Annotated in this window: 18 protein-coding genes, 1 tRNA gene and 1 pseudogene; 2 read left to right on the top strand and 18 right to left on the bottom strand. The window is 71.4% G+C overall.

Annotation, left to right across the window (positions count from 1 at the left end):
- Positions 1-102: 102 nt before the first annotated feature.
- The 5 genes and pseudogenes from K1J60_RS27245 to K1J60_RS27225 form a co-directional block, all read right to left on the bottom strand.
- Positions 103-1,899: a DEAD/DEAH box helicase gene (locus K1J60_RS27245; RefSeq protein WP_033525001.1), complete on the bottom strand. Its 1,797-nt coding sequence runs from the start codon at positions 1,897-1,899 to the stop codon at positions 103-105.
- Positions 1,900-2,110: 211 nt separating this feature from the next.
- Positions 2,111-2,485, bottom strand: coding sequence for a type II toxin-antitoxin system death-on-curing family toxin (locus tag K1J60_RS27240; RefSeq protein ID WP_220648488.1), 375 nt, complete (start codon positions 2,483-2,485; stop codon positions 2,111-2,113).
- Positions 2,486-2,502: 17 nt separating this feature from the next.
- Positions 2,503-2,703 (bottom strand): hypothetical protein, encoded by a 201-nt coding sequence (locus tag K1J60_RS27235; RefSeq protein WP_220648487.1) that lies wholly within the window; start codon positions 2,701-2,703, stop codon positions 2,503-2,505.
- A gap of 84 nt (positions 2,704-2,787) precedes the next feature.
- Positions 2,788-3,135, bottom strand: a pseudogene (locus K1J60_RS27230) (MFS transporter); the annotation flags it as partial.
- Positions 3,136-3,223: 88 nt separating this feature from the next.
- Positions 3,224-4,420 (bottom strand): RNA-guided endonuclease InsQ/TnpB family protein, encoded by a 1,197-nt coding sequence (locus tag K1J60_RS27225; protein ID WP_259407938.1) that lies wholly within the window; start codon positions 4,418-4,420, stop codon positions 3,224-3,226.
- Between the two features lie 446 nt (positions 4,421-4,866).
- On the opposite strand from K1J60_RS27225, the gene K1J60_RS27220 reads away from it, so the two are divergent.
- Positions 4,867-4,938 (top strand) — tRNA-Cys (locus tag K1J60_RS27220).
- A 98-nt stretch (positions 4,939-5,036) separates the two neighbouring features.
- Here K1J60_RS27220 and K1J60_RS27215 read toward each other — a convergent pair.
- The 10 genes from K1J60_RS27215 to K1J60_RS27170 all read right to left on the bottom strand — a co-directional run bounded on the left by K1J60_RS27215 (position 5,037) and on the right by K1J60_RS27170 (position 17,316).
- Positions 5,037-5,633, bottom strand: coding sequence for an SUKH-4 family immunity protein (locus tag K1J60_RS27215; RefSeq protein WP_259407937.1), 597 nt, complete (start codon positions 5,631-5,633; stop codon positions 5,037-5,039).
- Between the two features lie 178 nt (positions 5,634-5,811).
- Entirely contained in the window at positions 5,812-8,127 is a 2,316-nt protein-coding gene (locus K1J60_RS27210) for a xanthine dehydrogenase family protein molybdopterin-binding subunit (protein ID WP_220648485.1), read from the bottom strand.
- On the bottom strand, positions 8,124-10,091 hold the full coding sequence (locus K1J60_RS27205) for a 2Fe-2S iron-sulfur cluster-binding protein (protein ID WP_220648484.1): 1,968 nt from the start codon (positions 10,089-10,091) through the stop codon (positions 8,124-8,126). Before K1J60_RS27205 ends, K1J60_RS27210 begins: the two co-directional genes overlap by 4 nt.
- Positions 10,088-10,981 carry an FAD binding domain-containing protein gene (locus K1J60_RS27200; RefSeq protein WP_033524994.1) on the bottom strand — a complete coding sequence of 298 codons (894 nt, stop codon included), beginning with the start codon at positions 10,979-10,981 and terminating at the stop codon, positions 10,088-10,090. Before K1J60_RS27200 ends, K1J60_RS27205 begins: the two co-directional genes overlap by 4 nt.
- 476 nt (positions 10,982-11,457) lie before the next feature.
- Positions 11,458-13,107, bottom strand: coding sequence for a beta-N-acetylhexosaminidase (locus K1J60_RS27195; RefSeq protein ID WP_220648483.1), 1,650 nt, complete (start codon positions 13,105-13,107; stop codon positions 11,458-11,460).
- Position 13,108: 1 nt separating this feature from the next.
- The gene (locus tag K1J60_RS27190; RefSeq protein WP_220648482.1) at positions 13,109-13,951 is read right to left on the bottom strand and encodes a carbohydrate ABC transporter permease; all 843 of its coding nucleotides are present in this window, start codon (positions 13,949-13,951) and stop codon (positions 13,109-13,111) included.
- A complete protein-coding gene (locus K1J60_RS27185) occupies positions 13,948-14,844 on the bottom strand; it encodes a carbohydrate ABC transporter permease (RefSeq protein WP_259407936.1) in 897 nt (298 codons plus the stop codon). The genes K1J60_RS27190 and K1J60_RS27185 overlap by 4 nt, the downstream gene beginning before the upstream one ends.
- A gap of 62 nt (positions 14,845-14,906) precedes the next feature.
- Positions 14,907-16,208, bottom strand: a complete 1,302-nt coding sequence (locus K1J60_RS27180) for an extracellular solute-binding protein (protein ID WP_220648480.1) — start codon at positions 16,206-16,208, stop codon at positions 14,907-14,909.
- Between the two features lie 224 nt (positions 16,209-16,432).
- Positions 16,433-16,714 carry a DUF3039 domain-containing protein gene (locus K1J60_RS27175; protein ID WP_005486786.1) on the bottom strand — a complete coding sequence of 94 codons (282 nt, stop codon included), beginning with the start codon at positions 16,712-16,714 and terminating at the stop codon, positions 16,433-16,435.
- A gap of 29 nt (positions 16,715-16,743) precedes the next feature.
- Entirely contained in the window at positions 16,744-17,316 is a 573-nt protein-coding gene (locus tag K1J60_RS27170) for a YqgE/AlgH family protein (protein WP_033524989.1), read from the bottom strand.
- Positions 17,317-17,673: 357 nt separating this feature from the next.
- Between K1J60_RS27170 and murA the strand changes: the two genes are divergently transcribed.
- Entirely contained in the window at positions 17,674-19,020 is a 1,347-nt protein-coding gene (gene murA / locus K1J60_RS27165; protein WP_220648479.1) for a UDP-N-acetylglucosamine 1-carboxyvinyltransferase, read from the top strand.
- Positions 19,021-19,207: 187 nt separating this feature from the next.
- Here the strand turns inward: murA and K1J60_RS27160 are convergent, their stop codons facing one another.
- The 3 genes from K1J60_RS27160 to K1J60_RS27150 form a co-directional block, all read right to left on the bottom strand.
- Entirely contained in the window at positions 19,208-19,489 is a 282-nt protein-coding gene (locus tag K1J60_RS27160) for an HU family DNA-binding protein (protein ID WP_005486790.1), read from the bottom strand.
- Positions 19,490-19,760: 271 nt separating this feature from the next.
- The gene (locus K1J60_RS27155; RefSeq protein ID WP_220648478.1) at positions 19,761-21,173 is read right to left on the bottom strand and encodes an NAD-dependent malic enzyme; all 1,413 of its coding nucleotides are present in this window, start codon (positions 21,171-21,173) and stop codon (positions 19,761-19,763) included.
- Positions 21,174-21,552: 379 nt separating this feature from the next.
- A complete protein-coding gene (locus tag K1J60_RS27150; RefSeq protein ID WP_220648477.1) occupies positions 21,553-23,850 on the bottom strand; it encodes a HelD family protein in 2,298 nt (765 codons plus the stop codon).
- Positions 23,851-23,876: the final 26 nt, after the last annotated feature.

Here is a 23,876-nt window from a genome sequence, read left to right as displayed (position 1 = left end):
GGCACACTCCCCGCCACGCTCCCTGGAACACACCCTCACGCACCTGCACGCACCCCCGGAGCGCGCTCTCGGTATGGGCCCACGGAGTGCGCTCCCCCGGCGTCACTTCATCCGGGTCGCCCACTCCTGCACCTTGGCGATCCGCTGGCGCAGCTGCCCCGCCGTGGCCTCGGCGCTCGGCGGTCCGCCGCACACCCGCCGTACCTCGGTGTGGATGACCCCGTGCGGCTTGCCGCTCTGGTGGGAGTACGCGCCGACCATGCCGTTGAGCTGTTTCCGCAGCTCAAGGAGTTCCTTGTGGGTGACCACGGGCCGCCGGTCGGCCGGCAGCTCCACCAGGTCGGCCTCGGCGTCCGGCTTCTTGCGGCTGTGCGCGATCTGCCGCGCCTGCCGCTTCTGCAGCAGCAGCTGCACCTGGTCGGGTTCCAGCAGCCCCGGAATGCCGAGGTAGTCCTGCTCCTCCTCGCTGCCGGGATGGGCCTGCATGCCGAACTCGGCGCCGTTGTACATGACCCGGTCGAACACGGCGTCGGATTCCAGCGCCTCGAACGGCAGCATGTCCTGCTCGCCGGTGTCCTCGTCCTGCTGCTTCTCCGCCTCCGCGAGGAGCTTGTCCTCCTCGGCGTACGGGTCCTCCTCGCCCGCCTTCTTCGGCTTGTCGAGGGCGTGGTCCCGCTCGACCTCCATCTCGTTGGCGAAGGTGAGCAGGTCGGGCACGGTCGGCAGGAACACGGACGCGGTCTCGCCGCGCCGCCGGGACCGTACGAAACGTCCGACAGCCTGGGCGAAGAACAGCGGGGTGGAGATGGTGGTGGCGTAGACCCCGACGGCCAGCCGGGGCACGTCGACCCCTTCGGACACCATGCGCACGGCGACCATCCACCGGTCGGTGTTGCGGCTGAACTCGTCGATACGGTCCGAGGCACCGGAATCGTCGGACAGGACGACCGTCGCGCTGGTCCCCGTGATCTCCCGGATCAGCTTGGCGTAGGCGCGGGCGGAGTCCTGGTCGGTGGCGATGACGAGAGCACCGGCGTCCGGGATGGCCTTGCGGACCTCGGTGAGTCGCTGGTCGGCGGCGCGCAGCACGCTCGGCATCCACTCGCCGCGCGGATCCAGTGCCGTACGCCAGGCCTGGCTGACCGCGTCCTTGGTCATGGGCTCGCCGAGGCGCGCGGCGATCTCGTCCCCCGCCTTGGTCCGCCAGCGCATGTTGCCGCTGTAGGAGAGGAAAATGACGGGCCGCACGACGTTGTCGGCGAGCGCGTTGCCGTAGCCGTAGGTGTAGTCGGCGGAGGACCGCCGGATGCCGTCCGCCCCCTCCTCGTACGTGACGAAGGGGATGGGGTTGGTGTCGGACCGGAAGGGCGTACCGGTGAGCGCGAGCCGGCGGGTGGCGGGCTCGAACGCCTCCAGACAGGCCTCGCCCCAGGACTTGCTGTCACCGGCGTGGTGGATCTCGTCCAGGATCACCAGGGTCTTGCGCTGCTCGCTGCGGTTGCGGTGCAGCATGGGCCGCACACCCACACCCGCGTAGGTGACCGCGACCCCGTCGTACTCCTTGCTGAGCGGTCCCGCGCTGTACTCGGGGTCCAGCTTGATCCCTATCCGCGCCGCGGCCTCCGCCCACTGCTTCTTCAGGTGCTCGGTGGGCGCCACGACCGTCACCTGCTGCACGACATGGTGGTGCAGCAGCCAGGACGCGAGCGTCAGCGCGAAGGTCGTCTTACCGGCGCCCGGGGTCGCGACCGCGAGGAAGTCCCGCGGCTGCTCCTGGATGTACTTCTCCATCGCCCCCTGCTGCCAGGCGCGCAGCTTGCTGGCGGTACCCCAGGGGGCACGGCCGGGGAAGGCGGGCGAGAGGTGGTGGTTCGAGGAGGAGGTGGCGGTGGTAGTCACGGTCTCCGGTCTGGGTGGAATCGAAGGGCCGCGCGTAGCGCGTCGAGTAGGGCGGTGGTGGGCGACGGGCGGGCGGCTCGGCGGGTAGCCCAGGGCGACTCGCGCAGCGACTCGGACACCTCGGCTACGTATGACAACCGGGCCACCCTACCGGCGCCCGGACCGTGTCAACGCGCGTACGACACCCCCTCCCCCGGCGATGGGATCCACCTCACAACCCCCGCAACCGCTCGGCGATCGCACCGACCTCGCTCTCCCCACCGGGCGCCACATCGATGACCAGGTCGTACGCCCGGTCCTGGTCCACCGCCGCGAGGTCCACCCCGTTGACCGCCAGGAAGGTGGCCGCCGCGAGCCAGGCCGTTCGCTTGTTGCCGTCCACGAGGGGGTGGTTGGTGGCGAGAGCGTGGAGCAGGGCGGCGGCCTGCTCGTAGCGGTCGGTGTAGGCGGCGGTGCCGAACATCCGGGCACGCGAACGGTGCACGGCCGACTCCAGCAGCCCCGCCTCGCGCGTCTCGGGCTGCCGCCCGCCGAAGGCGATCCCGGCGATGGCCGTCACCTCGGCCACCGTCAGATGACGGCTCATCTCCCGCACCTCCGCGCTCACTCGCCCAACCTCCGCAGCAACTCGGCATGCTGCGCGGCGAGCCGCTCGGCCCGCGCCCGCACGCTGCCCGCCTCCGTCCGCAAAAGCATGGCCACGGCTTCTTCCGCAACCTCCTCCGGCCGTCGCCCCTGGGCATCGGCGAGGTCGGCGAGGGCACGATGGCCCTCGGGGTCGAGGCGGAGGGTGATCTCGGTCATGGGGCGAGACCAGGGGCAGCGTTCACCCGATAACCACCGGTTTACGAACCTCGCCGAGACCCCGAGCCCCCGCCCCGCCATCCCTCACCGCGCCCGCAACCGCGTAGTCACCCAGGCCCCCACCAACGCCACCCCCGCCATCGGCAGGAACACCGCGACGAAGGCGGCCGGGTGGGAGGCGGCTTGGGCGGTCGTGGTGGCCGTGTGGCCGACCGCGCCTCCGCCCAGCGCGGCGAACGCGGCGCCGCCCGCCGCGAGGAGGAGCGCGTTGGACAGGCCGTCGGAGATCTGCAGGGAAGCGGAGTTGGTGCCGGCCTGCTCGGGGGCGGAGAGCTGGAGCAGGAGGACGCCGGTGGAGGAGATCACGAGCCCCGTCCCGAAGCACCCGTCCCAGGCGACGGCCACGATCCACACCGGGATGGAGTCGACCACCGAACAGGCTCGTCGTCACCTTCTCGGCCGTGAACGGCCGAGCTTGTTGGCTCGGTCGTTCACACCTTGTCGCGCTCCCGACTGCCCCCTACGACAGGACGGTCACGGGTCGCATCTCCCTCTCCGGTCGGACCGGGTGTGGAACGGGCATGGTGACGAATGCCCACGCCGAGCGAGCGCGGTCGCGCACGTTGACCCCGGCGACGACGTCGGCGGGGCCAGCGAGCCCGCACCTACGGCAGCGGAAATGGTCCCGGGTAGGCCGGTTGGCCCGCTCGGTGTGACCGCAGCGCGGGCAGCGCTGCGAGGTATGGCGCGCATCCACTTCCAGGAACGGCACCCCAGCCTTACGCGCTTTGTAGGCGAGGTGGTGTCCGAGCTGGTGGAAGGGCCAGGAGGAGAGGGTGCCCCGCTGGTCGCCGCGTAGCCGTACCCGTTCACGGATCCCGCCGAGGTCCTCGACGGCGATGCCACGACCGGTGCGTTGGGCAACGGACACGATCTCCTTGCTGATCCGATGATTCACCTGGGCGGCATGGCGGCGTTCCTTCTGCGCGCGGCGGGCGAGGCGGCGCGTGGCCGAACGGGTCTGCCTGGTCTGGAGTTCGGCGCGTTTGCGGGCCTGCCAGCGCCGGTAGCGGGACAGGCGGCGGCCCTGGTGGTTGGTGCCGTCGCTGGTGGTGGCCAGGTTCACGATGCCGCGGTCGACCCCGATCCAGTCGGCGGGCTCGTACACCTCCGGGTCGGGGATGTCGCAGGTGGCGATCAGGAACCACTTCCCGCCGCGCTGGACGAGGTCGCTCTCGCCCTTGCGGTACTGCACGAGGGTCTTGAACTGGTCGGAGGAGCAGGCGAAGCGGATGCCCTTCATCCGCCCGGCGGCGGTCCAGACGGACACCGTGCGTGCGTCGTACTGCCACGACAGGCAACGGTCGTCGAACGGCTGGGCCGCCTGCGGGCGGAAGACGATGGGTGAGCCGACCGCCCTGCGGTGCCGCTTGCTGGTGGGCGGGCCCAGATTCCCGGCCCGCAGATTGGCCTTCAGGGCGGCGTAGGCGTCGACGACCTTCTTCACCGCCCGCACCGCCGGCTGCGCCGACAGCCCGAAGGTGGTCTTCAGGTCCGCGTACACCTTCTTCTGCAGACCGTTGCGGTCCTTGAGGTTCTCGGCGAAGGCAACCCGCGAGGCGTAGGTGGCGGCCCGGTTGCAGGCGCGCAGGGTCGCCTCGAGTGCCGACGCCTGCTCGGGCGTCGGCAGCAACTTCACCTGCACGACCAGCTTCATGGCATCGGACCGTAGTACGACCTCCGCACACACAACCGCCATTCGCCCGGCACTCATCACAGCAGGTGACCAGCGGGACGACTGTTCGCATTCACCTGCTTCCGCCGGGCAGCCGCAGGCGCTCCGCGCCGGACGAAGAACTGACGCGGCGACGCTCCCCGTCGCAGCCGGCAGGAGGCAAATCCTCCCCGGCGTGAACGCCGGCGCATCCCCGCCGGAAGCAGGTGAAATACGCCGAGAACGCGAACCCGTACACCGGGATAGACCTTCACCCACCCGAGACCTTGGTCGTACGACCAGCCCCGCACCCACCCCACCCATTCATGAACGGCGTATGGCAGTCCCGTTGCAGCACCCCCACCACCCTTGAGACCCCCACCCGCCCCCGCCTACGGTCGACTCATCGAGTTCGGAGGACCAGCCCCACCGGTCCCCCGCTCCGACCCGGCCGTGTGCCCGAGTGGTTCAGGGACTCGCCTGCAAAGCGAGTTACGCGGGTTCGATTCCCGCCACGGCCTCCGTACGTCGACGGGCCGACCGCCTTCTCAGCGGTCGGCCCGTCGTCATGTGCCGGTGGCCGGGTCCGTGGGGTCCGGCGGGTTGGGGTCCGGCGGGGTCAGAACTCCGCGCACGCCTCGTTGCGCAGGCGGTCCACCCAGCAACCCGTCGCCGTCTTCTCGTGCTTCTCACGGTGGAGGAGCCAGAGGGTGAAGGCGAGGGTGGAGAGGTCGGCGTCGAGGGGGCAGAGGGTCGACTCGGGCTCGCTCCAGTTGAGGATCGCGCCGGTGGTGCCGTCGACGACGAGGCTGTTGCCCTCGACGAAGTGGCCGAGGCGGATCAGGTGGGCCGCTCGGGAGGGGAGTCGGTCGGGGGAGCACGCGCCGGCGTGGATGTGCGCGTAGTACTCGGCGAGGGTCGGCAGCGGGATGTCCGTGTCGAGGTGGAAGAAGCCGTGGTCCTCCGGCAGGCCCATGTCCCGCAGGAAGCGGCGGGTCGGCTCGTGGGTGAGCGTGGCCGGGAAGTCGAAGTCCTCGAAGCGCCACACCCTGCTCGGGCCGAACTCCTCGTCCAGCAGCCGGGGCGGCAGGTCCAGCGCCAGTCCGGAGCGGCTGACCGGTCCTCCGGTCAGCACCGCCAGGTCGTTCAGGTAGGTCGGATCACGCAGGTCGCTCAGGTCCGTCAGGCCCATTGTCCCCATCGTCATTGTGCTCATGGCTCCCCCCGGCACATGGTTCTCAGTGTGCTTCCCCCAGTGGGGTCCCCGCACCGCCGAGCGGTCGTCGTTCCCACTTCCCAGAACCATACGCCGCCCCACTGACAACGCCCGCCGTACGCGCGAACACACACGTCGAAGGCTGTGCCGGAGGCCGCCGCGGGCGCCTCCCCCGGCCCTACGCCCCCGTCACCACCGCCGCCTGCGGACGGATCGGCAGGCGGTTCACCGGGCGGCCCGTGGCCGCCCGCACCGCCGCCGCGATGGCCGCCGGTGAGGTGACCACCGGCACCGCGCTGGCCGCCTTCGCGCCGAAGGGGGCGACGACGTCCCGCTCCTCCACCAGTTTGACGAGCTGGATGTCGGGGGCGTCGAGGGCGGTGGGCAGGGCGTAGCCGGTCAGGTCGGGGTGGCGGACCAGGCCCCGCGGGGTGCGCAGGTTCTCGGTCAGCGCGATGCCCACGCCCTGGGTGACGCCCGCCTCGATACGCGCGGTGAGCTGGTCGGGGTTGAGGATCCGGCCGACGTCCTGGGCGACGGCCAGCTCCACGACCCGGACCGAGCCGAGTTCGATGTCGACGTCGACGACCGCGCGGATCGCGCAGAAGGCGAGGCCCACGAACGCGTCGCCCTGGCCGGCCTCGTCCAGCGGTTCGGTGGGGTGCGGGCGGCACTGGGCGGTGGCCCAGAGTTCCTTGCCGTCCATCGCCTCCGCGACCGTGGTGGACAGCACCCCGTCGTACGACGTGATCTTGCCGTCGGTGATCTGCAGCAGCTCCGTGGACATGCCGAACTTGTGCGCCAGGGGCTGCAGCAGCTGGGTGCGGACCATCTTCGCCGCCCGCTCCACCGCGCCGCCGGAGACCCACGTGTGCCGGCCTCGGCAGCTCGGGCCCGCCGGGGGCTGGTCGGTGTCGACCTGGGCGATGTGGACCTCGTCGATGCCGAGGGTCTCCTGGACGATCTGCCGGGCGAGGGTGGAGAAGCCCTGGCCGGTGTCGACGGCGGCGCACAGGACGGTCGCGATGCCGTCGTGGACCTTCACGGTGGCCGTGGAGACCTCGTCCGCGCCCTCGGCGCCGAGCATGTGGACCATGCCGAGGCCGTAGCCGACGCCGCGCCGCACGGCACCCGGCTCGCCCGCACCCTCGGGACCGCCCGGGAGCAGCCACTCCTCCTCGGGGGTGTCCTTGGGCAGGGCGGGCAGGGGGAACTCCTGGACGGCCTGGAGGAGTTCGGCGACCGGTGCCGGGCAGGTCACCGACTGGCCCGTCGGCAGCACGTCGCCCGTGGACATCACGTTGCGCATGCGCAGTTCCGCCGGGTCGATGCCCAGCTTCTTCGCCAGCTTGTCCATCTGCGCCTCGTAGGCGGCGCAGACCTGCATCGCGCCCTCGCCGCGCACATGGCCGGAGGGCGGGTTGTTGGTGCGGACCGCCCAGCCCTCGATGAAGGCGTTGGGGACCACGTAGGGGCCGCAGGCGAACGAGACGGCGGCGGCCAGCGCCTCCGAGGAGGTGTCGGCGTAGGCGCCCGCGTCGAGCAGGATCTGCGCCTCGACCTTGACCAGCTTGCCCTCGGCGTCCGCGTGGTGGCGGTAGCGCAGCAGGGTGGGGTGGCGGTGGGCGTGGCCGAGGAAGGACTCCTCGCGGGTGGCCGTCAGCTTGACCGGGCAGCCGGTCTTCAGGGCGAGCAGGCCGAGCGGGAGCTGGAAGCCCTGGTCCTCGCGGTCGGCGGTGGCGCCGGGGACACCGGTGACGACGATCTTGACGCGGTCGGGGGCCAGGCCGTAGCAGGCGGCGGCCGCGTCGCGGTCGGTGTGCGGGTCGGTGGAGGCCACGTAGAGCTCGACGCCGCCGTCGGGGCGGGGCACGGCGAGGCCGGCCTCGGCGCCGATGGGGGCCGGGTCCGCGCGGCCGATGCGGTACTGGCCCTCGACGACGATCTCGCCGGCCGCGTTCGGGTCGCCGTGGCGCAGCGGGATGTGCCGGATGAGGTTGCCGTCGGGGTGCAGGGGCTCGGCCTCGAAGGCCTGCTCCGGGTCGATCACCGGGTCGAGCACCTCGTACTCGACGATGACGGCGGCGGCGGCCATCCGCGCGGTGTCGGGGTGGTCGGCGGCGACGGCCGCGATGGGCTCGCCGTGGTGGCGTACGACCTCGGAGGCGAACAGGGGCCGGTCGGCCTTGCCGCGGCCGTGCAGGGCGACGCCCGGCACGTCCTCGTGGGTGACGACGGCCCGTACGCCGGGCATCTCGCGCGCGTGGGACGTGTCGATGGACACGATGCGCGCGTGCGGGTGCGGCGAGCGGAGCACGGCGGCCCACAGCAGGCCCTCGGCCCACAGGTCGGCCGCGTACGGGAAGGTGCCCTCGGACTTGGCCCGGGAGTCGGCGGACGGCAGGGACGCGCCCAGGCCGTGCGGCAACTGCTCGGGAGCGGGCGCGGTCTCGCCGGGGCCCGCGGGCGTCGCGATGACGGTTTCGTTGCTCACGTCTGGCCTCCGTCCTGGCCGAACGACCGGCCCTGACCGCCGTACGAGTCGTCCTGACCGCCGAACGACTGCCCCTGGCCGCCGTACGTGTCACCCTGACCGGCGAAGGACTGGCCCTGGCCGCCGTAGGTGTCTCCCGGACCGCCGCCGAACGACTGGTCCTGCCCCCCGAAGGACTGGTCCTGCCCTCCGAACGACTGGTCCTGCCCTCCGAAGGACTGGTCCTGGCCCCCGAACGACTGGTCCTGACCTCCGAAGGACTGTCCCTGGCCGCCGTACGAGTCGTCCGGGCCGGTGAACGACAGCCCCTGGCCGCCGTAGGACCGGTCGGGGTCGTGCGGGGCGGGTGGGGGTGTCTGCTGGGCGTCGTACGCCGCCGGGTTGACGCCGCCCGCGCCGGGACCGGCCTGGTGCGGGATGCGCGCCTCGTCGGTGTCCGGGGCCTCGTTCTCGGCGGCCGTGTGCGCCTCGCGCTCGGCGACGACGTCACGGACGGCCGCGAGGACGCCCCGGTAGCCGGAGCAGCGGCAGAGGTTGCCGCAGAGCGCCTGGCGGGTCTCCAGGTCGGTGGGGGCGGGGTTGCCCTCCAGGAGGTCGTGCACGGTCATCGCCATGCCGGGCACGCAGAAACCGCACTGCACGGCACCGCACTTGGCGAGGGCCCGCTGCACGTCCGAGGGCTGCCCGTCGGCGGCGAGGCCCTCGACGGTGCGCACCTCGCTGCCGGCGGCGGTGACCCCCGGCACCAGACAGGACGCCACGAGCCGCCCGTCGACCTGCACGTTGCAGGCGCCGCACTCGCCCTGCGAGCAGCCGTCCTTGGCGCCGGCGAGGCCGAGCCGCTCGCGCAGCACGTAGAGCAGCGACTCGCCGATCCAGGCGTCGCTGACGGGCCGCTCGGTTCCGTTGACGCGCAGGACGTAGGAGGCGAGAGGGTGGTCGTCGTGCGGGGGCGGGGTCGGGGCGGACTCCTCGGCCGCGGCCGGGTCGCCCTCGGCCCCGGAGGGCTCGGCGGACTCGCCCGGCTCGGCGGCCCCGGATGCGTCGGCGGCCGTCTCCGGCTCCTCGGTCCGCTCGGGGTCCGTACCGTCCGTGGGCTCCGCATCGGCCCCGCCGACCGGCCCAGCGGGCTCCTGAAGGCCTTCCGTGGCCTCCCCGGCGCTCTCGGGACCCTCACCGGGGTACGCGCCCCCAGAGGCCGCGGAGGGCACGCCGGAGGCGTCCGGGGCCGTGCCCGGCGCACCGTCTCCCGCCGGGCGGCCCGCGGCCGAGTGCTCGTCGCCCGGGCGTTCGTCGGCCGGGTGCTCGTCGGCGGGGTGCTCGTCGGTCCGGGCGGGCGGCGGCGCGGTCCACGCCGTGCCGATCTCCTCCGTCGCCCAGGGCGCGGCGGCTCCGCCGGGGAGCGTGGCGGGCGGGGTGCCGCCCCACTGCTCGACCAGGGCCGAGGTGCTGAACTCACCGGATTCGTCCGGAAGATCACCACCGGCGACCGGAATCGACCACTCGCCGGTCACATCGTGACCGGGAGCGGCGCCTTCCGGTGCGGCCGGCTCCCCGAACGTCCACTGCCCGGTCGAGCCCGGGTTGTACGTGAACCCGTGCTGCGTCGGCGGCGAGGGCTGCCCGGCGTTCGGGTCGTGCCACTCGGCACCCCCGGCCGGCATCGCCCAGGTACCCGGGACGGACGGGTCGGTACCGGCGGTGTGGGCCGTGTCACCGACCTGCCCCGGGTGCGCCGGGGCCGGGTCGGCCGCGTTGACGGAGTTCGTCGCTATCTGCGGCGGCACATAGCCGTGGCCGGGCGCGGCCAGCGGGGTGTCGGCGGCGAGCAGTGCGTCGATGCCCCCCTCGGGGAGCTGGACGAACGTGGTGGCGCCGTCGTCGTAGTCGCCCTGCGGCAGCCGCTCCCAGCCGCCCTGGCCCCCCTGCTGCGGGGTGCCCTCTCCGTGCTGGTCGTCGGTCACGACAGTGCCCTCCCCAGTGCTCGTCGGGCCAGCGCGGCGACGGTGCGCCGCAGGTGCAGTACGGCGGGCGGAAGCGGTGTCACGGAGCCGTCGACCTCGGGGGCCGGGTCCGGGATGCAGGCGGCGGCGACGTACTCGCCGAAGGCCTGGAGCGCCTCGGGCACCAGGGTGCGCTCGCCGTCCCAGTCGATCAACTGACCGACCCACGCCTCGGCGTCCAGCGGGCGCAGCGGCATCGGCGCTATGGCTCCGACGGCGCACCGCACCCCGCGCCGGGCGGGGTCGAGGACGAGGGCGACGGAGGCGACCGCGCGGCCGGGGCCGGTGCGCCCGGTGGCCTTCAGGAAGACCTGGGGGGCGTGCAGCAGCGGCACGCGCACGAAGCCGATGAGTTCACCGGGGCGCAGCATCTCCATGCCGGCCAGCAGGTGGGAGACGGGCATCTCACGGCGGGCCCCGCCCGGGCCCGCGATGATCAGCGTGGCCTCCAGGGCGGCGAGCACGGGCAGCGCGTCCCCGGTGGGGGCGGCCGTCGCGATGTTGCCGCCGAGGGTGCCGGCGTTGCGGATCTGCGGTGGTCCGGCGGCGCGCGCGGCGGCGGCGAGCGCCGGAATGAGCGCCGCGAAGTCCGGGCGCCCCATCCGGGCGTGCGTCAGTCCCGCTCCCAGGAGGGCATGGCCGTCCTGGTACTGCCAGCCGCGGATCTCGCTGATCCGGCCGAGCCCGACCAGCGCGGCGGGCCTGAGCTGCCCGGAGTTGACCGCGGCCATGAGGTCCGTGCCGCCCGCCACCGGAACCGCCCAGGGCATGGCGGCGAGGGCCGCCACGGCCTCGTCCAGCGAGCCGGGCAGGGTCACGGCCTGCGCCGCCTGCGGTGCGTGCGTGGTCAAACCGGCTGCCCCTTCCCGCTGCCCCACCGTAGGGTCTGTCGTTCGGATCACGCCTGGGACGCGGGGCCTGCCGAGCACATCTGCGGCGTTGTCGTCGGTCGCCGACGCTCCGCGTCGACGCCCTCCTCCGCCTTGCAGCTGCACGCAGCAAGTCCCGCTCACCGGCCATCATCCGGCACCGTTGCCCGAAGCCGGCATGATCCGAGCGGCAGACCCTGGTCCGCCTGTGTTGCCGTACCGTACGTGCTGACAGGGCGGACGTGGCAACTCTGGCACATTCTCGCGAGGCCCGAACGCGGGGGTCCGCTAGGAGGCATTCGCCCACCTCACCCGAGAGATGGTCCGTTTTGGCACGACATCTCCCGTAGGCATGGATTGACCTCTTCCGGGGGCTCTCACACCTCTTGTCTCACTCGTGTCCCGTGCGGCCACCGTCGCAGGGCACGCGCTTTCCGTCCTACGCCTTCGCGGCCGCCTCACACGTTCGGGGGCGCCCCCTCGATCGGACGTCCGAGCACACCGGGTCGTCGCTGCCACGGACGGGGGCCCGAAGGCGGCCGATAACCGACCCCCAGGGCGTCAAGTCGCGCGCGGTGGACCGTCATCCGCCGCTCGAAGTCGCCGAAGTCACGTTCGGCGGGGGCCGGCAGCCGACTCCAGGCCACCTCGGCGAAGGCCGCCAGGCGCGGAAACGTCTGGTAGTCCACGCGCGCCTGATCCTCCATCACCTCGGTCCACACATTGGCCTGGGTGCCCAGCACGTGCCGAGCCTCGTCGTGCGTCAACTCCGGTGGAACGGGCTCGAACCGGAAGACGTCCTCCAGGGTGCGCACCCAGCCGATGGGCACCGGCTCGTCGGGGCCGTCGTCCTGCCGGTGGTCCAGATACACCTGCTGCTCGGGACACATGACCACGTCGTGACCCATGCGGGCCGCCGTGACACCGCCCGCGTACCCCCGCCAGGACGACACCGCGGCCCCCGGCGCCAAGCCACCCTCCAGGATCTCGTCCCATCCGATCAGGCGACGCCCGCGCGCGGTCAGCCAGTTGTCGAAGTGCCGGACGAACCAGGACTGCAACGCGTCCTCGTCCGCGAGCCCCAGCTCCCGCATCCGGGCCTGCGCGGCGGCCGACTCCCGCCACTGGTCCTTGGGGCACTCGTCGCCGCCGATGTGCACGAACGCCGAGAACGGGGCGGCATCGGCCGGAAACAGCTCCAGGACCTCCTCGAACACCCCCTCGTAGAAGCGCAGGGTGTGGTCGGTGGGGGCGAGTACGTTCTTGTTGACGCCCCAGGTGTCCCAGACGGCGAGGGAGGCCGTGTCGACGACGTCGGTGTTGCCGAGTTCCGGGTACGCGGCGACGGCGGCCTGGCTGTGTCCCGGGACGTCGATCTCGGGGACCACCGTGATGTGCCGCTCCGCCGCGTAGGCGACGATCTCGCGGAGGTCGTCCTGGGTGTAGTGACCCCCGTGCGGCTTCTCCTCCCACAGGGGTGAGGCGCGGTGGCCGAATTTCGTACGGGCCCGCCAGGAGCCGACCTCGGTCAGCCGGGGGTACCGCTTGATCTCGACCCGCCAGCCCTGGTCGTCGGTCAGGTGCAGGTGGAGGACGTTGAGTTTGTGCGCGGCCATCAGGTCCAGATAGCGCAGGACCCCGTCCTTGGGCATGAAGTGCCGGGCGACGTCGAGCATGAGGCCGCGCCAGCGGAAGCGGGGGGCGTCCTCGACGGTGACGTACGGCACGGTCCAGGCGCGGTCGCGGTGGATCGGGGCCCTGCGGTACGCCTCGGGGCCGAGGAGTTGACGCAGGGTCTGCGCACCCCAGAAGACACCGGCCGCGCCGCCGCCCTCGACGAGGACGCCGGAGGGGTCGCTGACGAGGCGGTACTCCTCGGAACCGAGTCCGGGGTCGAGCCGGAGCCCGATGCCGTCCCCCTCCGTGTCGTCGAGTTCCCGTCCCTCGCGCAGCGGCAGGCCGGTGGCGTCCCGCAGTACGGTGCCCAGCCAGCGGCCGACGCCCTCCGTCCCGTCGCAGGCGAAGAGCCGGGAGTGCGCGGTCAGCCGTACCTCGCCGGCACCGGCGGCGACGCCGCAGGGTGCCGGGATCAGGGGGGAGTTCCTCACATCAGTCCTTCACCGCGCCGCCCAGTCCGGAGACCAGCCGTCGCTGTACGAGTACGAAGAAGATCAGCACCGGGACGGTCATCACGGTGGACGCCGCCATCACGCCGCCCCAGTCCGGCTCTTCCGGCTTGTAGAAGACCAGGAGGGCCATCGGCAGGGTGGACTGGGAGGTGTCGCTGATGATGAACGACTTGGCGAACAGGAAGTCGTTCCACGCCGAGATGAAGGAGAAGACACTGGTGGCGACCAACCCCGGGAAGACGAGGGGGAAAAGGATCTGCCAGAGGAATCGGGAACGGCTCGCCCCGTCGAGTTGGGCGGCCTCCTCCAGCGCCTCCGGTACGGCCTTCACGAAGCCCCGCAGCATCCAGATCGCGAACGGCAGCGAGAAGGCGATGTGGGGCAGGATCAGCGCGCCCAGCGTATTGAGTTGACCGAAGTCCCGCATCTGGAAGAAGAGAGGGATGGTCAGCGCCTCCACCGGAACCATCTGGGCCACCAGGAACATGATCAGCAAGGTGGTCCGGAATCGGAAGCGGAATCGCGTGACCGCCGTCGCGGCGAGAAACGCGATGAGCGCGGAGGCGACGACCACCGTGCAGGCGACGACAAGGCTGTTGGCGAAGTAACGGCCGAATTCCTGCTGCCCGAAGACGCGGCGGAAGGAATCCAGGGTCGGCGCGAGGGTCCACGGCCGGGGCTCGGACGACTCGATCTCACCCGTCGGCTTGAGGGCGCTCAGCACCATCCAGTAGAGCGGGAACGCCACCACGACCGCGATGACCAGGGCGGACGCCTCCGCGGCGAGCCGCCAGGGCCGTCGCGGGAAACCCGGTGAATTCACAGCTCCTCCCCTTGCCCGCGCAGCAGTCGCACATAGACGAGGGTGACCGCCAGCAGAATCACCAGCATCACCACGCCGATCGCCGAGCCGAGGCCGTACTGCGAGGACGCGAACGCCTTCTGGTAGGCGTACACGTTCAGGACGAGGTTCTGGCCCGCTATACCGCCACCACCCGTCATCACATAGATCTGGGTGAAGACCTTGAAGTCCCAGATGATCGACTGAATGGTGACGACGACGAGGATCGGGCGGAGCATCGGCGCGAGAATCGACCGCCAGATCCGCCACTGCGAGGCGCCGTCCAGAGCCGCGGCCTCCAGGACCTCCGCCGGTACGGAGCGGATGCCCGCGTAGACGGTCACCATCACGAACGGGAAAGAACACCAGACCACTTCGAGCAGGACGAGGAAGAAGGCGCTGTACCGCCCGTACGTCCAGGAGTGGTCGCCGAGCCCCAGGACGCGGTTGACCGGCCCGAAGTCCGGGTCGAACAGCAACAGCCAGACCGTGGAGCCGGTGATCGCCGGGGTCGCCCAGGCGCCGAGCGCCGCCAGCATCAGCGCGAGCCGCGGCACGGCCCGTACTCGTGTCAGCAGCACGGCGAGCGCGCATCCGACGGCGAGCGTGGACACCACACACGCCGCCGCGAACACGACGGTGGCGAGCAGCACCTGCCAGAACTGCCCGTCCCCGAACAGCTCGGCGTAGTTCCCCAACCCCTGGAACGTGGCTGGTTCCCCACCACTGACCTGAGCCTGCGTGTACTCGAAGAACGAGATCAGCCCAAGCTGATAGACGGGATAGACGAACAACCCACCGAGGACGACAAGCGCCGGGGCGAGATAGAGCCAAGGGGTCGCGCCCCGAAAGGGGCGCGGGGAACCGCTTGACAAGCCACGACGAACCCGAGGCCGCCCACGCTCAGCACCCCCCCACCCCACTGGGCGCCCCCCGCTCAACCGGCGGAGCCGAACGCATCGTTCATCCGCTTCGCCGCGTCCTTCGACGCCTCCGCCACGTCCTTCTTGCCGCTGACGACCTCCTGGAACATCGTCGGCAGCACCAGCGACGCGTCGATCTGCGCCCACGCCGGGGAGGCGGGCACGAACTTCGTACCGGAGGACAGCGTCTTGACGAAGGGCTCGATGAACGGCTCCTCCTCGGCCGCCTCGGCCCGCACGTCCGTGTACGTCGGCAGGAAGCCCATCGCGTCGAAGAGTTCGCCCTGGGTCTCCTTGGACGCCAGCCGCTTCATCAGGTCGACGGCGAGGGTGCGGTGCGTGGTGCTCTTCAGGACGCCGATGTTGTTGCCGCCCGCGAACGCGGGTGCCACCGAGCCGGACTTCACCCCCGGCAGCGGCACGACCGCGTACTTGCCCTTGACCTTGCCGGCCTCCACCGCCGCGTGACTGAAGTCACCGCCGATCGCCATGCCCGCCTTGCCGGCGGCGAACGCGGTGACCGTGTCGTTGCCGCCCATGCTCGCGCACTTGGCGGCCGGGCAGTTGTCGTCGCCGAACAGCGAGGTGTAGGCCTCGATGCCCTTTTGGGCGGCCGCGCTGTCGATGGTGGAGGCGTACGAGCCGCCCTTGCCCTCGGCGATCTCGCCGCCGTTGGCCCAGACGAAGGGCATGGCGCCGTAGGTGTAGGCGCCGCCGACGACGAGCCCGTACAGGTCCGGCTCGGCGGCGCGGATCCGCTTGGCGGTGGTGGCCAGCTCGTCGAGGGTCTTCGGGGGTTCGAGGCCGAGTTCCTCGAAGACGTCGGTGCGGTAGTACAGGGCGCGCACGCCCACGAAGAACGGCGCCCCGTAGACCTTTCCGTCGACCGTCACGGACGTCTTGGCGGTCGGGTCGGAGTCCTTGGCCTCGGACCAGGCGTTGAACTCCGTGGTGACGTCGGCGAGTCCGCCGTCCTTCACGTAGCCGGCGGTGTCCGTGTTGCCGTACTCGATGACGTCGGGCGCGCTCTCGGGATCGTTGAAGGCGGCCTTGATGCGCTGGGCGCGGGTCTCGACGGGGATGTACTCGACCTTCACCTTCGCGCCGTCGTGCGCCTTCTCGAAGGCGGCGACCACCTTGTCGACGACCTTCTGCTTCGGCTCGTTGCTCACCTCCTGGAAGAGCCACACCCGCAGGGTGCCGGTCTTCTCGTCCTCCCCGGAGGAGGAGTTGTCGGAGGTCTGAGGGGCACAGGCGGTCAGCCCGGCGAGGGCCAGTGCCGCTAGGGGCGCGGCGAGTCGGGCGGCGAGCTTCATCGAGCGAATCCTCCGGAGGGGGGAGCGGAGCGTTGCATTCTCTGCAACGGGCGTTCTGCTCTACACAACACACCGGAGGCTATGGAGTACATGAACATGACCACAAGAGGTCTCAACCACCTTGTGATCCGAAGAAGCGTCCCCTGCAACGAGGTTCAGTACAAAGGGCGCGACAAAGCTCGGGAGCACCCGCCGACAGCGCTCCCGAGCCGATCGCGCCCTGATTACTTCTTGCCGTCGCCCTGGTCGTCGCCGCCCGCGCCGAGGGACTCGAAGATCTCCTTGCACATGGGGCACACGGGGTACTTCTTCGGGTCGCGGCCCGGGACCCACACCTTCCCGCACAACGCCACGACGGGCGTGCCGTCGAGGGCGCTCGCCATGATCTTGTCCTTCTGGACATAGTGGGCGAAGCGCTCGTGGTCACCATCGCCGTGCGACGTCTGCGGCGTCGGCTCGACGAGGGTCCCCGTACCAGTACCGCGCTCGGGCTCAAGAGTGCTCATGACGCCAAGGGTACTGAAGCGCACTCGCATCAGTTGAGCGAAGGGTCGTCCGGGTACGTGGCCACCATCGCGAGTTCGCTGCGCTGGCGGCGCAGGACCTCGCGCCAGAGCCGTTCCGGGCAGGGGGAGGACACGTCGCCGGGTTCGGACTCGACGACGTACCAGGCGCCCTCGGCCAGTTCGTCCTCCAACTGGCCGGGGCCCCAGCCCGCGTACCCGGCGAAGATGCGCAGCGAGCCGAGCGCGGAGGCCAGCAGCTCCGGCGGGGCCTCCAGGTCGACCAGGCCGATCGCGCCGTGCACGCGCCGCCAGCCGAGCGGGGTCCGGTCCACGGAGCCGCCGCCGGGGATCACCGCGACCCCCAGCGCCGCGTCCAGTTGCACCGGGCCGCCCTGGAAGACCACCCCGGGTTCGCCGGCGAGATCCGCCCAGCCCTCCAGGATGTCGCCGACGTCCACCGGGGTGGGCCGGTTGAGGACCACGCCGAGCGAGCCCTTCTCGTCGTGGTCGAGGAGCAGCACGACAGCGCGGTCGAAGTTCGGGTCCGCCAGGGCGGGCGTGGCCACGAGCAGCCGCCCTGTGAGCGAGGACACCTCGGTCATGCCAGACATGATCCCGCATCCCGCCCGCGTACGGGGAGTCAATGCCCCTAGCGGTGTGCGCGCGGCCATGAATCCAGGCCAGCGGCCCGCGGCAGCTCCGGCGGGGCGGTGAGGGGAGACCGGCGGGCGCCGGGGTCGCACGGGTCCGCGCGGTGACCCCCCGTGGCCGGTGGTGAACGGTTCGTGTTGTGGCGAATCCATGACGTGGCTGAGAAGCACTTGGGCTTACGGAAGGGGGGTGGGCGGCGATTACGCTAGCTCTCCGGCTCGCGCCGCGCCGGCCCCCGCACAACGGGTCCGTCGGCCGTCCGCCCACGCCGCACACGCCTCTGCCCAACTCCACGGAACGCGAGATCCATGACCGTCAACGGCTCTGACGACGTACTGCTTGTACACGGCGGCACCCCGCTCAGTGGCGAGATCCGTGTCCGCGGTGCGAAGAACCTCGTACCCAAGGCCATGGTCGCCGCGCTGCTCGGCAGCGGTCCGAGCCGGCTGCGCAACGTGCCCGACATCCGCGACGTACGGGTCGTGCGCGGACTGCTGCAGCTGCATGGCGTAACGGTCCGCCCCGGCGACGAGCCGGGCGAGCTGGTGATGGACCCGACGAACGTGGAGAGCGCGAACGTCGCCGACATCGACGCCCACGCGGGCTCGTCGCGCATCCCGATCCTCTTCTGCGGCCCCCTCCTGCACCGCCTCGGCCACGCGTTCATCCCCGGCCTCGGCGGCTGCGACATCGGCGGCCGGCCGATCGACTTCCACTTCGAGGTGCTGCGGCAGTTCGGCGCGAAGATCGAGAAGCGGGAGGACGGCCAGTACCTGGAGGCGCCGCGACGGCTGCGGGGCACCAAGATCCAGCTGCCGTACCCGTCGGTGGGCGCGACCGAGCAGGTGCTGCTCACGGCCGTCCTCGCGGAGGGCGTGACGGAACTCTCGAACGCGGCGATCGAGCCGGAGATCGAGGACCTCATCTGCGTCCTGCAGAAGATGGGCGCCATCATCGCGATGGACACCGACCGCACGATCCGCATCACCGGTGTGGACTCGCTCGGCGGCTACAACCACAAGGCGCTCCCGGACCGCCTGGAGGCCGCCTCCTGGGCGTCCGCCGCGCTGGCGACCGAAGGCGACATCTATGTCCGGGGCGCCCAGCAGCGCTCGATGATGACGTTCCTGAACACCTACCGGAAGGTGGGCGGTGCCTTCGAGATCGACGACGAGGGCATCCGCTTCTGGCACCCGGGCGGCCAGCTGAAGTCGATCGCGCTGGAGACGGACGTCCACCCGGGCTTCCAGACCGACTGGCAGCAGCCCCTGGTCGTCGCGCTGACGCAGGCCACCGGCCTCTCGATCGTCCACGAGACGGTCTACGAGTCCCGGCTCGGGTTCACCTCGGCGCTGAACCAGATGGGTGCGCACATCCAGCTCTACCGCGAGTGCCTCGGCGGCTCCCACTGCCGCTTCGGCCAGCGCAACTTCCTGCACTCGGCGGTCGTCTCCGGCCCCACCCGCCTCCAGGGCGCCGACCTGGTCATCCCCGACCTGCGCGGCGGCTTCTCGTACCTCATCGCCGCCCTCGCGGCCCAGGGCACCTCCCGGGTCCACGGCATCGAGCTGATCAACCGCGGCTACGAGAACTTCATGGAGAAGCTCATGGAGCTCGGCGCGAAGGTCGAGCTGCCGGGCAAGGCGCTGGGCTAGGGGCCCGCGCCCCGTAAGGGGCGCGGGGCTGTGACATATGCGGGTCCGGTGGGGCGCGACCAGCCCCCCCACCGGACCCGCACCCGAAATCCCTACGACGATGGGGGCGGCACCTGGAAGACCAGGTGCCGCCCCCATCAGGCGTTCTACGCGCCGCGCACCATCCCGTGCGAGACAGCCGGCAAGGTTACTTGCCCTTGGCCGCTTCCTTGAGCTTGCTGCCCGCGGAGACCTTCACGCTGTAGCCGGCCGGGATCTGGATCGGGTCGCCGGTCTGCGGGTTACGAGCGGTGCGAGCGGCACGGTGGGTGCGCTCGAAGGTCAGGAAGCCGGGGATGGTGACCTTCTCGTCGCCCTTGGCGACGATGTCGCCGACGACCTCGGCGAACGCGGCCAGCACGGCGTCGGCGTCCTTACGGGTCACCTCGGCGCGGTCGGCCAGGGCGGCCACCAGCTCACTGCGGTTCATGTTGTTACTCCCGTGTTCTTCTTGCCGTTGAGGCGGACCCGGGTCCGTCGTCAGACCCTCGCGCCCAGAAACGCATCCTGCACTCACCTGCGGCGGGAAAGCCAATCCGGCACCCCTGGGGAGTCACACGAACACCCTTGGGAGTCACACGAGCGCCCATGGGGCGTCGCGGCAGGCCTGAGCTTGGCCGCCACACTAAAGGGCGGCGCAAGCCCTCCGGCCCCGCGACGCGCCGAGGGCGCGGGGCCGTGGCCACCGTCACAGCAAGGGCTCAGGCCGTGGCCGCCGCCTTCGCGGCCTCGCGGACCGCCCCGGCGACCGCGCCCGCGACCTTGTCGTTGAAGACGCTCGGGATGATGTAGTTCGGGTTCAGCTCGTCCTCGGTGACGACGTCCGCCAGGGCGGTCGCGGCAGCCAGCATCATCTCGGTGTTGACGGTGCGGGACTGGGCGTCGAGGAGACCGCGGAAGACACCCGGGAAGACCAGCACGTTGTTGATCTGGTTCGGGAAGTCGGAGCGGCCGGTGGCCACGACGGCCGCCGTCAGCCGGGCGACCGCGGGGTCGACCTCGGGGTCCGGGTTCGCGAGCGCGAACACAATGGCGTTGTCCGCCATGGCGGCCACGTCGTCGCCGTCGAGGACGTTCGGAGCCGAGACGCCGATGAAGACGTCGGCGCCGCGCACGGCCTCCTTGAGGGTGCCGGTGAGGCCCTCGGGGTTGGTGTTGTCCGCGATCCAGCGCAGCGGCGAGTCGGTGGCGGCGTCCACCAGGTCGTCGCGGTCGCAGTGCACGACACCGTGGATGTCGGCCACGACGGCGTTCTTCACACCGGCGGCGAGGAGCAGCTTGAGGATGGCCGTACCGGCCGCGCCGGCGCCCGACATGACGACGCGGATGTCCCCTATCCCCTTGCCCGCGACGCGAAGTGCGTTGGTGAGGGCGGCGAGGACGACGATCGCGGTGCCGTGCTGGTCGTCGTGGAAGACGGGGATGTCGAGGGCCTCGCGCAGGCGGGCCTCGATCTCGAAGCAGCGGGGCGCGGAGATGTCCTCCAGGTTGATGCCCGCGAAGCCGGGGGCGATGGCCTTGACGATCTCGACGATCGCGTCGGTGTCCTGGGTGTCCAGGCAGATCGGCCAGGCGTCGATGCCGGCGAACCGCTTGAAGAGGGCCGCCTTGCCCTCCATGACGGGCAGCGCGGCCTTGGGGCCGATGTTGCCGAGGCCCAGCACGGCGGAGCCGTCCGTCACGACCGCAACGGAGTTGCGCTTGATGGTGAGGCGGCGGGCGTCCTCGGGGTTCTCGGCGATCGCCATGCAGACGCGGGCCACACCGGGGGTGTAGATCATCGAGAGGTCGTCACGGTTGCGGATGGGGTGCTTCGACGCCATCTCGATCTTGCCGCCGAGGTGCATCAGGAACGTACGGTCGGAGACCTTGCCGAGCGTCACGCCCTCGATGTGGCGCAGCTGCTCGACGATCTCGTCGGCGTGCGCGGTGGAGGTGGCGGCGATGGTGACGTCGATGCGGAGCTTCTCGTGGCCGGACGCGGTCACGTCGAGGCCGGTCACCGAGCCTCCGTGGGACTCGACGGCTCCGGTGAGCTGGGAGACCGCGGTTCCGCTCGCGGGCACCTCCAGCCGGACCGTCATCGAGTAGGAGACGCTGGGCGCCGTTGCCATGGCCGACTTCCTCTGCTTTCGCGTACTTCTGCTACTGCGTTTGCTGCGTTTTGCCGTCCGATCGTCGCACCTACCGCCGGGTAGGCGTTAGCCGTCCGGGGTTGAGAACGTTTTGTTCTCAACAAGAAGAGGTCCACGTCACATTCGACGTGGACCTCTTCCTACGTTCAGTGGCACCGACCCGCCATGCTCGCCTCGCGGCAAGTGGTCGCTCTGAGCGACGAAGGTTGGGCCCGGGGGCTTGGATCGGGCCGGTGCCACACCCAGGCTAACAAACAGATCCCGTAAGGCCATTCCCGTACGGGAGTTGTTTTTGGGGCGCCTTGGAGCTCGGGGGGTCGGGGGTGCGCCGGCGGTGCGGTCCGGTGGACTCCTCGCGTCAGTCCCGCAACAGGTCGGGGACTCCGTTCGCGTCGGGGTCGTCCCTCTCCGCCGACACGACCGTCAGCTGCTGTGTCGCCCGGGTCAGGGCCACGTACAGCACGCGCAGCCCCGCCGGGGACTCGTCCGCGATCTCCGCCGGGGAGACCACCACCGTGGCGTCGTACTCCAGGCCCTTCGCCTCCAGGCTGCCGAGGGCCACCACACGGTCACCGAGGCCGGCCAGCCAGCGGGCGGCCTCCTCCCGGCGGTTCATGGCGACCACCACGCCCACCGTGCCGTCGACGAGGTCCAGCAGGCGGGCGGCCTCCGCGCGGGCCGTGCGGGCGAGGGTGTCTCGGGCGGCCGTGACGAAGCGGGGCTCCACCCCGGTGGAGCGGACCGCCGAAGGGGACTCGGAGCCCGGCATGGCCAGGGCCAGCACCTTCGCCGCCAGTTCGGCGATCTCGGCCGGGTTGCGGTAGTTGACGGTGAGGGTGAAGCGGCGGCGGGGGCGGGTGCCCAGGGCCTCGTCCCTGGCCTCGGCCGCCTCGTCGGGGTCGGACCAGGAGGACTGGGCGGGGTCGCCCACGACCGTCCAGGTGGCGTGGCGGCCGCGGCGGCCCACCATCCGCCACTGCATCGGCGTCAGGTCCTGCGCCTCGTCGACGATGACGTGCGCGTACTCGGTGCGCTCCTGCGCCAGCCGCTCGGCCCGTTCCCGCTGGGTCTCCTCGCGTACGGGCATGAGTTCCTCCAGGCCCGTGAGCTGGTCCAGCGGGTCGAGTTCGCGCTTCTTCCTGGGGCGGGCCGGGAGGCCGAGGATCGCCTGGAGTTCGTCGAGCACGGCGACGTCGTGCACGGACAGACCGTCCCTTTTCAGGGAGCGGGCGACGCGGCGGACCTCACCCGGGTTGAGGATGCGGCGGGCCCAGCGGCCGAGGCGGCGCTCGTCCGCCATGGCGGCGAGCACGCCGCGCGGGGTCAGTTCGGGCCACCAGGCGTCGAGGAAGGCGATGAACGCGTCCTCGCTCGTGATGTCCTCGTCGAAGGAGGAGCGCAGTTCGGCGGCCAGCTCCGGATCGGTGTGGCGGCCGGCCGCGCCCGACCGGGACCACAGGGCGTCCAGGAGCAGCTTGCGCGCCCGGGGGCGCAGCAGGTTGACCGGGGCCGTGCCGCTGAGCGCGTTGCGGCGGATGCGGTCCAGTTCGGGGGCCTCCAGTTCGAGGCGCCGGCCGAAGGCGACGACCCGGAGGCGGGTGGGCGCGTCGCTCGACTCCAGGGCGCCCCGGGCGGCCTTCCGCAACACCTTGAGCATGCGGTGAGAGCCCTTGGCGCGGGCCACGGCCGGGGAGTCGTACAGCGTGGCCTCGGCGCCGTCGACCAGGGAGCCGATGGCGCGGATGGCGACCTGGCCCTCCTCGCCGAGGGAGGGCAGGACGCCTTCGGTGTAGGCGACCAGCAGCGGGGTCGGGGAGACGATCAGGATGCCGCCCGCGTACCGGCGCCGGTCCTGGTAGAGGAGGTAGGCGGCACGGTGCAGGGCGACGGCCGTCTTGCCGGTGCCGGGGCCGCCCTCGACGTACGTCACCGAGGCGGCGGGGGCGCGGATCACCAGGTCCTGTTCGGCCTGGATGGAGGCGACGATGTCGCGCATGGTGTGGCTGCGGGCCTGGCCGAGGGCGGCCATGAGGGCGCCGTCGCCGATGACGGGCAGCTCGTGGCCGTCGAGGGAGGCCTTCAGCTCGGGGCGCATCAGGTCGTCCTCGACGCCGAGCACCTTGCGGCCCTTGGAACGGATGACCCGGCGGCGGACGACCCGGCCGGGGTCGACCGGGGTCGAGCGGTAGAAGGGGGCGGCCGCCGGGGCCCGCCAGTCGATGACCAGCGGCGCGTAGTCGGAGTCCAGGACGCCGATGCGGCCGATGTGGAGGGTCTCGGCGATGTCGGCGGTCCGGTCGGGGCGGACCGCGCCCTCGGCCGGTTCGACGGCGGTGTACGCGCCGTCCGGGCCCTTCTTGCCGTCCTTGCCGAGCAGCAGGTCGATCCGGCCGAAGAGGAAGTCCTCGAACTCGTTGTTGAGGCGGTTCAGGTGGATGCCCGCCCGAAAGACCTGGGCGTCCCGCTCGGCGAGCGCGCCCGGGGTGCCGACCTGACCGCGCTTGGCCGCGTCGTTCATCAGGAACTCGGCCTCGTGGATCTTCTCCTCGAGACGCCGGTAGACCCGGTCCAGATGTTCCTGTTCGACGCCGATCTCCTTCTCACGTACCGAGTCGTGAGCGGAGTCGAGCGTTTCCTGCTGAACCTGAGCGGCCACCCGGGCCCCCTTCTGACGTGCTGGGC

This window comes from Streptomyces akebiae, from assembly GCF_019599145.1.
GTDB lineage: Bacteria > Actinomycetota > Actinomycetes > Streptomycetales > Streptomycetaceae > Streptomyces > Streptomyces akebiae.
The sequence above is the reverse complement of the archived record's forward strand: the minus strand, read 5'-3'. Positions and strand labels throughout refer to the sequence as shown.

What these genes read in the sequence shown, in the direction of transcription:
- K1J60_RS27225 (WP_259407938.1), bottom strand. Translation starts at nt 4,420, where the DNA reads ATGAAGCTGGTCGTGCAGGTGAAGTTGCTGCCGACGCCCGAGCAGGCG.
- K1J60_RS27235 (WP_220648487.1), bottom strand. Translation starts at nt 2,703, where the DNA reads ATGACCGAGATCACCCTCCGCCTCGACCCCGAGGGCCATCGTGCCCTC.
- K1J60_RS27215 (WP_259407937.1), bottom strand. Translation starts at nt 5,633, where the DNA reads ATGAGCACAATGACGATGGGGACAATGGGCCTGACGGACCTGAGCGAC.
- K1J60_RS27160 (WP_005486790.1), bottom strand. Translation starts at nt 19,489, where the DNA reads ATGAACCGCAGTGAGCTGGTGGCCGCCCTGGCCGACCGCGCCGAGGTG.
- K1J60_RS27175 (WP_005486786.1), bottom strand. Translation starts at nt 16,714, where the DNA reads ATGAGCACTCTTGAGCCCGAGCGCGGTACTGGTACGGGGACCCTCGTC.
- K1J60_RS27155 (WP_220648478.1), bottom strand. Translation starts at nt 21,173, where the DNA reads ATGGCAACGGCGCCCAGCGTCTCCTACTCGATGACGGTCCGGCTGGAG.
- K1J60_RS27180 (WP_220648480.1), bottom strand. Translation starts at nt 16,208, where the DNA reads ATGAAGCTCGCCGCCCGACTCGCCGCGCCCCTAGCGGCACTGGCCCTC.
- murA (WP_220648479.1), top strand. Translation starts at nt 17,674, where the DNA reads ATGACCGTCAACGGCTCTGACGACGTACTGCTTGTACACGGCGGCACC.
- K1J60_RS27240 (WP_220648488.1), bottom strand. Translation starts at nt 2,485, where the DNA reads ATGAGCCGTCATCTGACGGTGGCCGAGGTGACGGCCATCGCCGGGATC.
- K1J60_RS27170 (WP_033524989.1), bottom strand. Translation starts at nt 17,316, where the DNA reads ATGACCGAGGTGTCCTCGCTCACAGGGCGGCTGCTCGTGGCCACGCCC.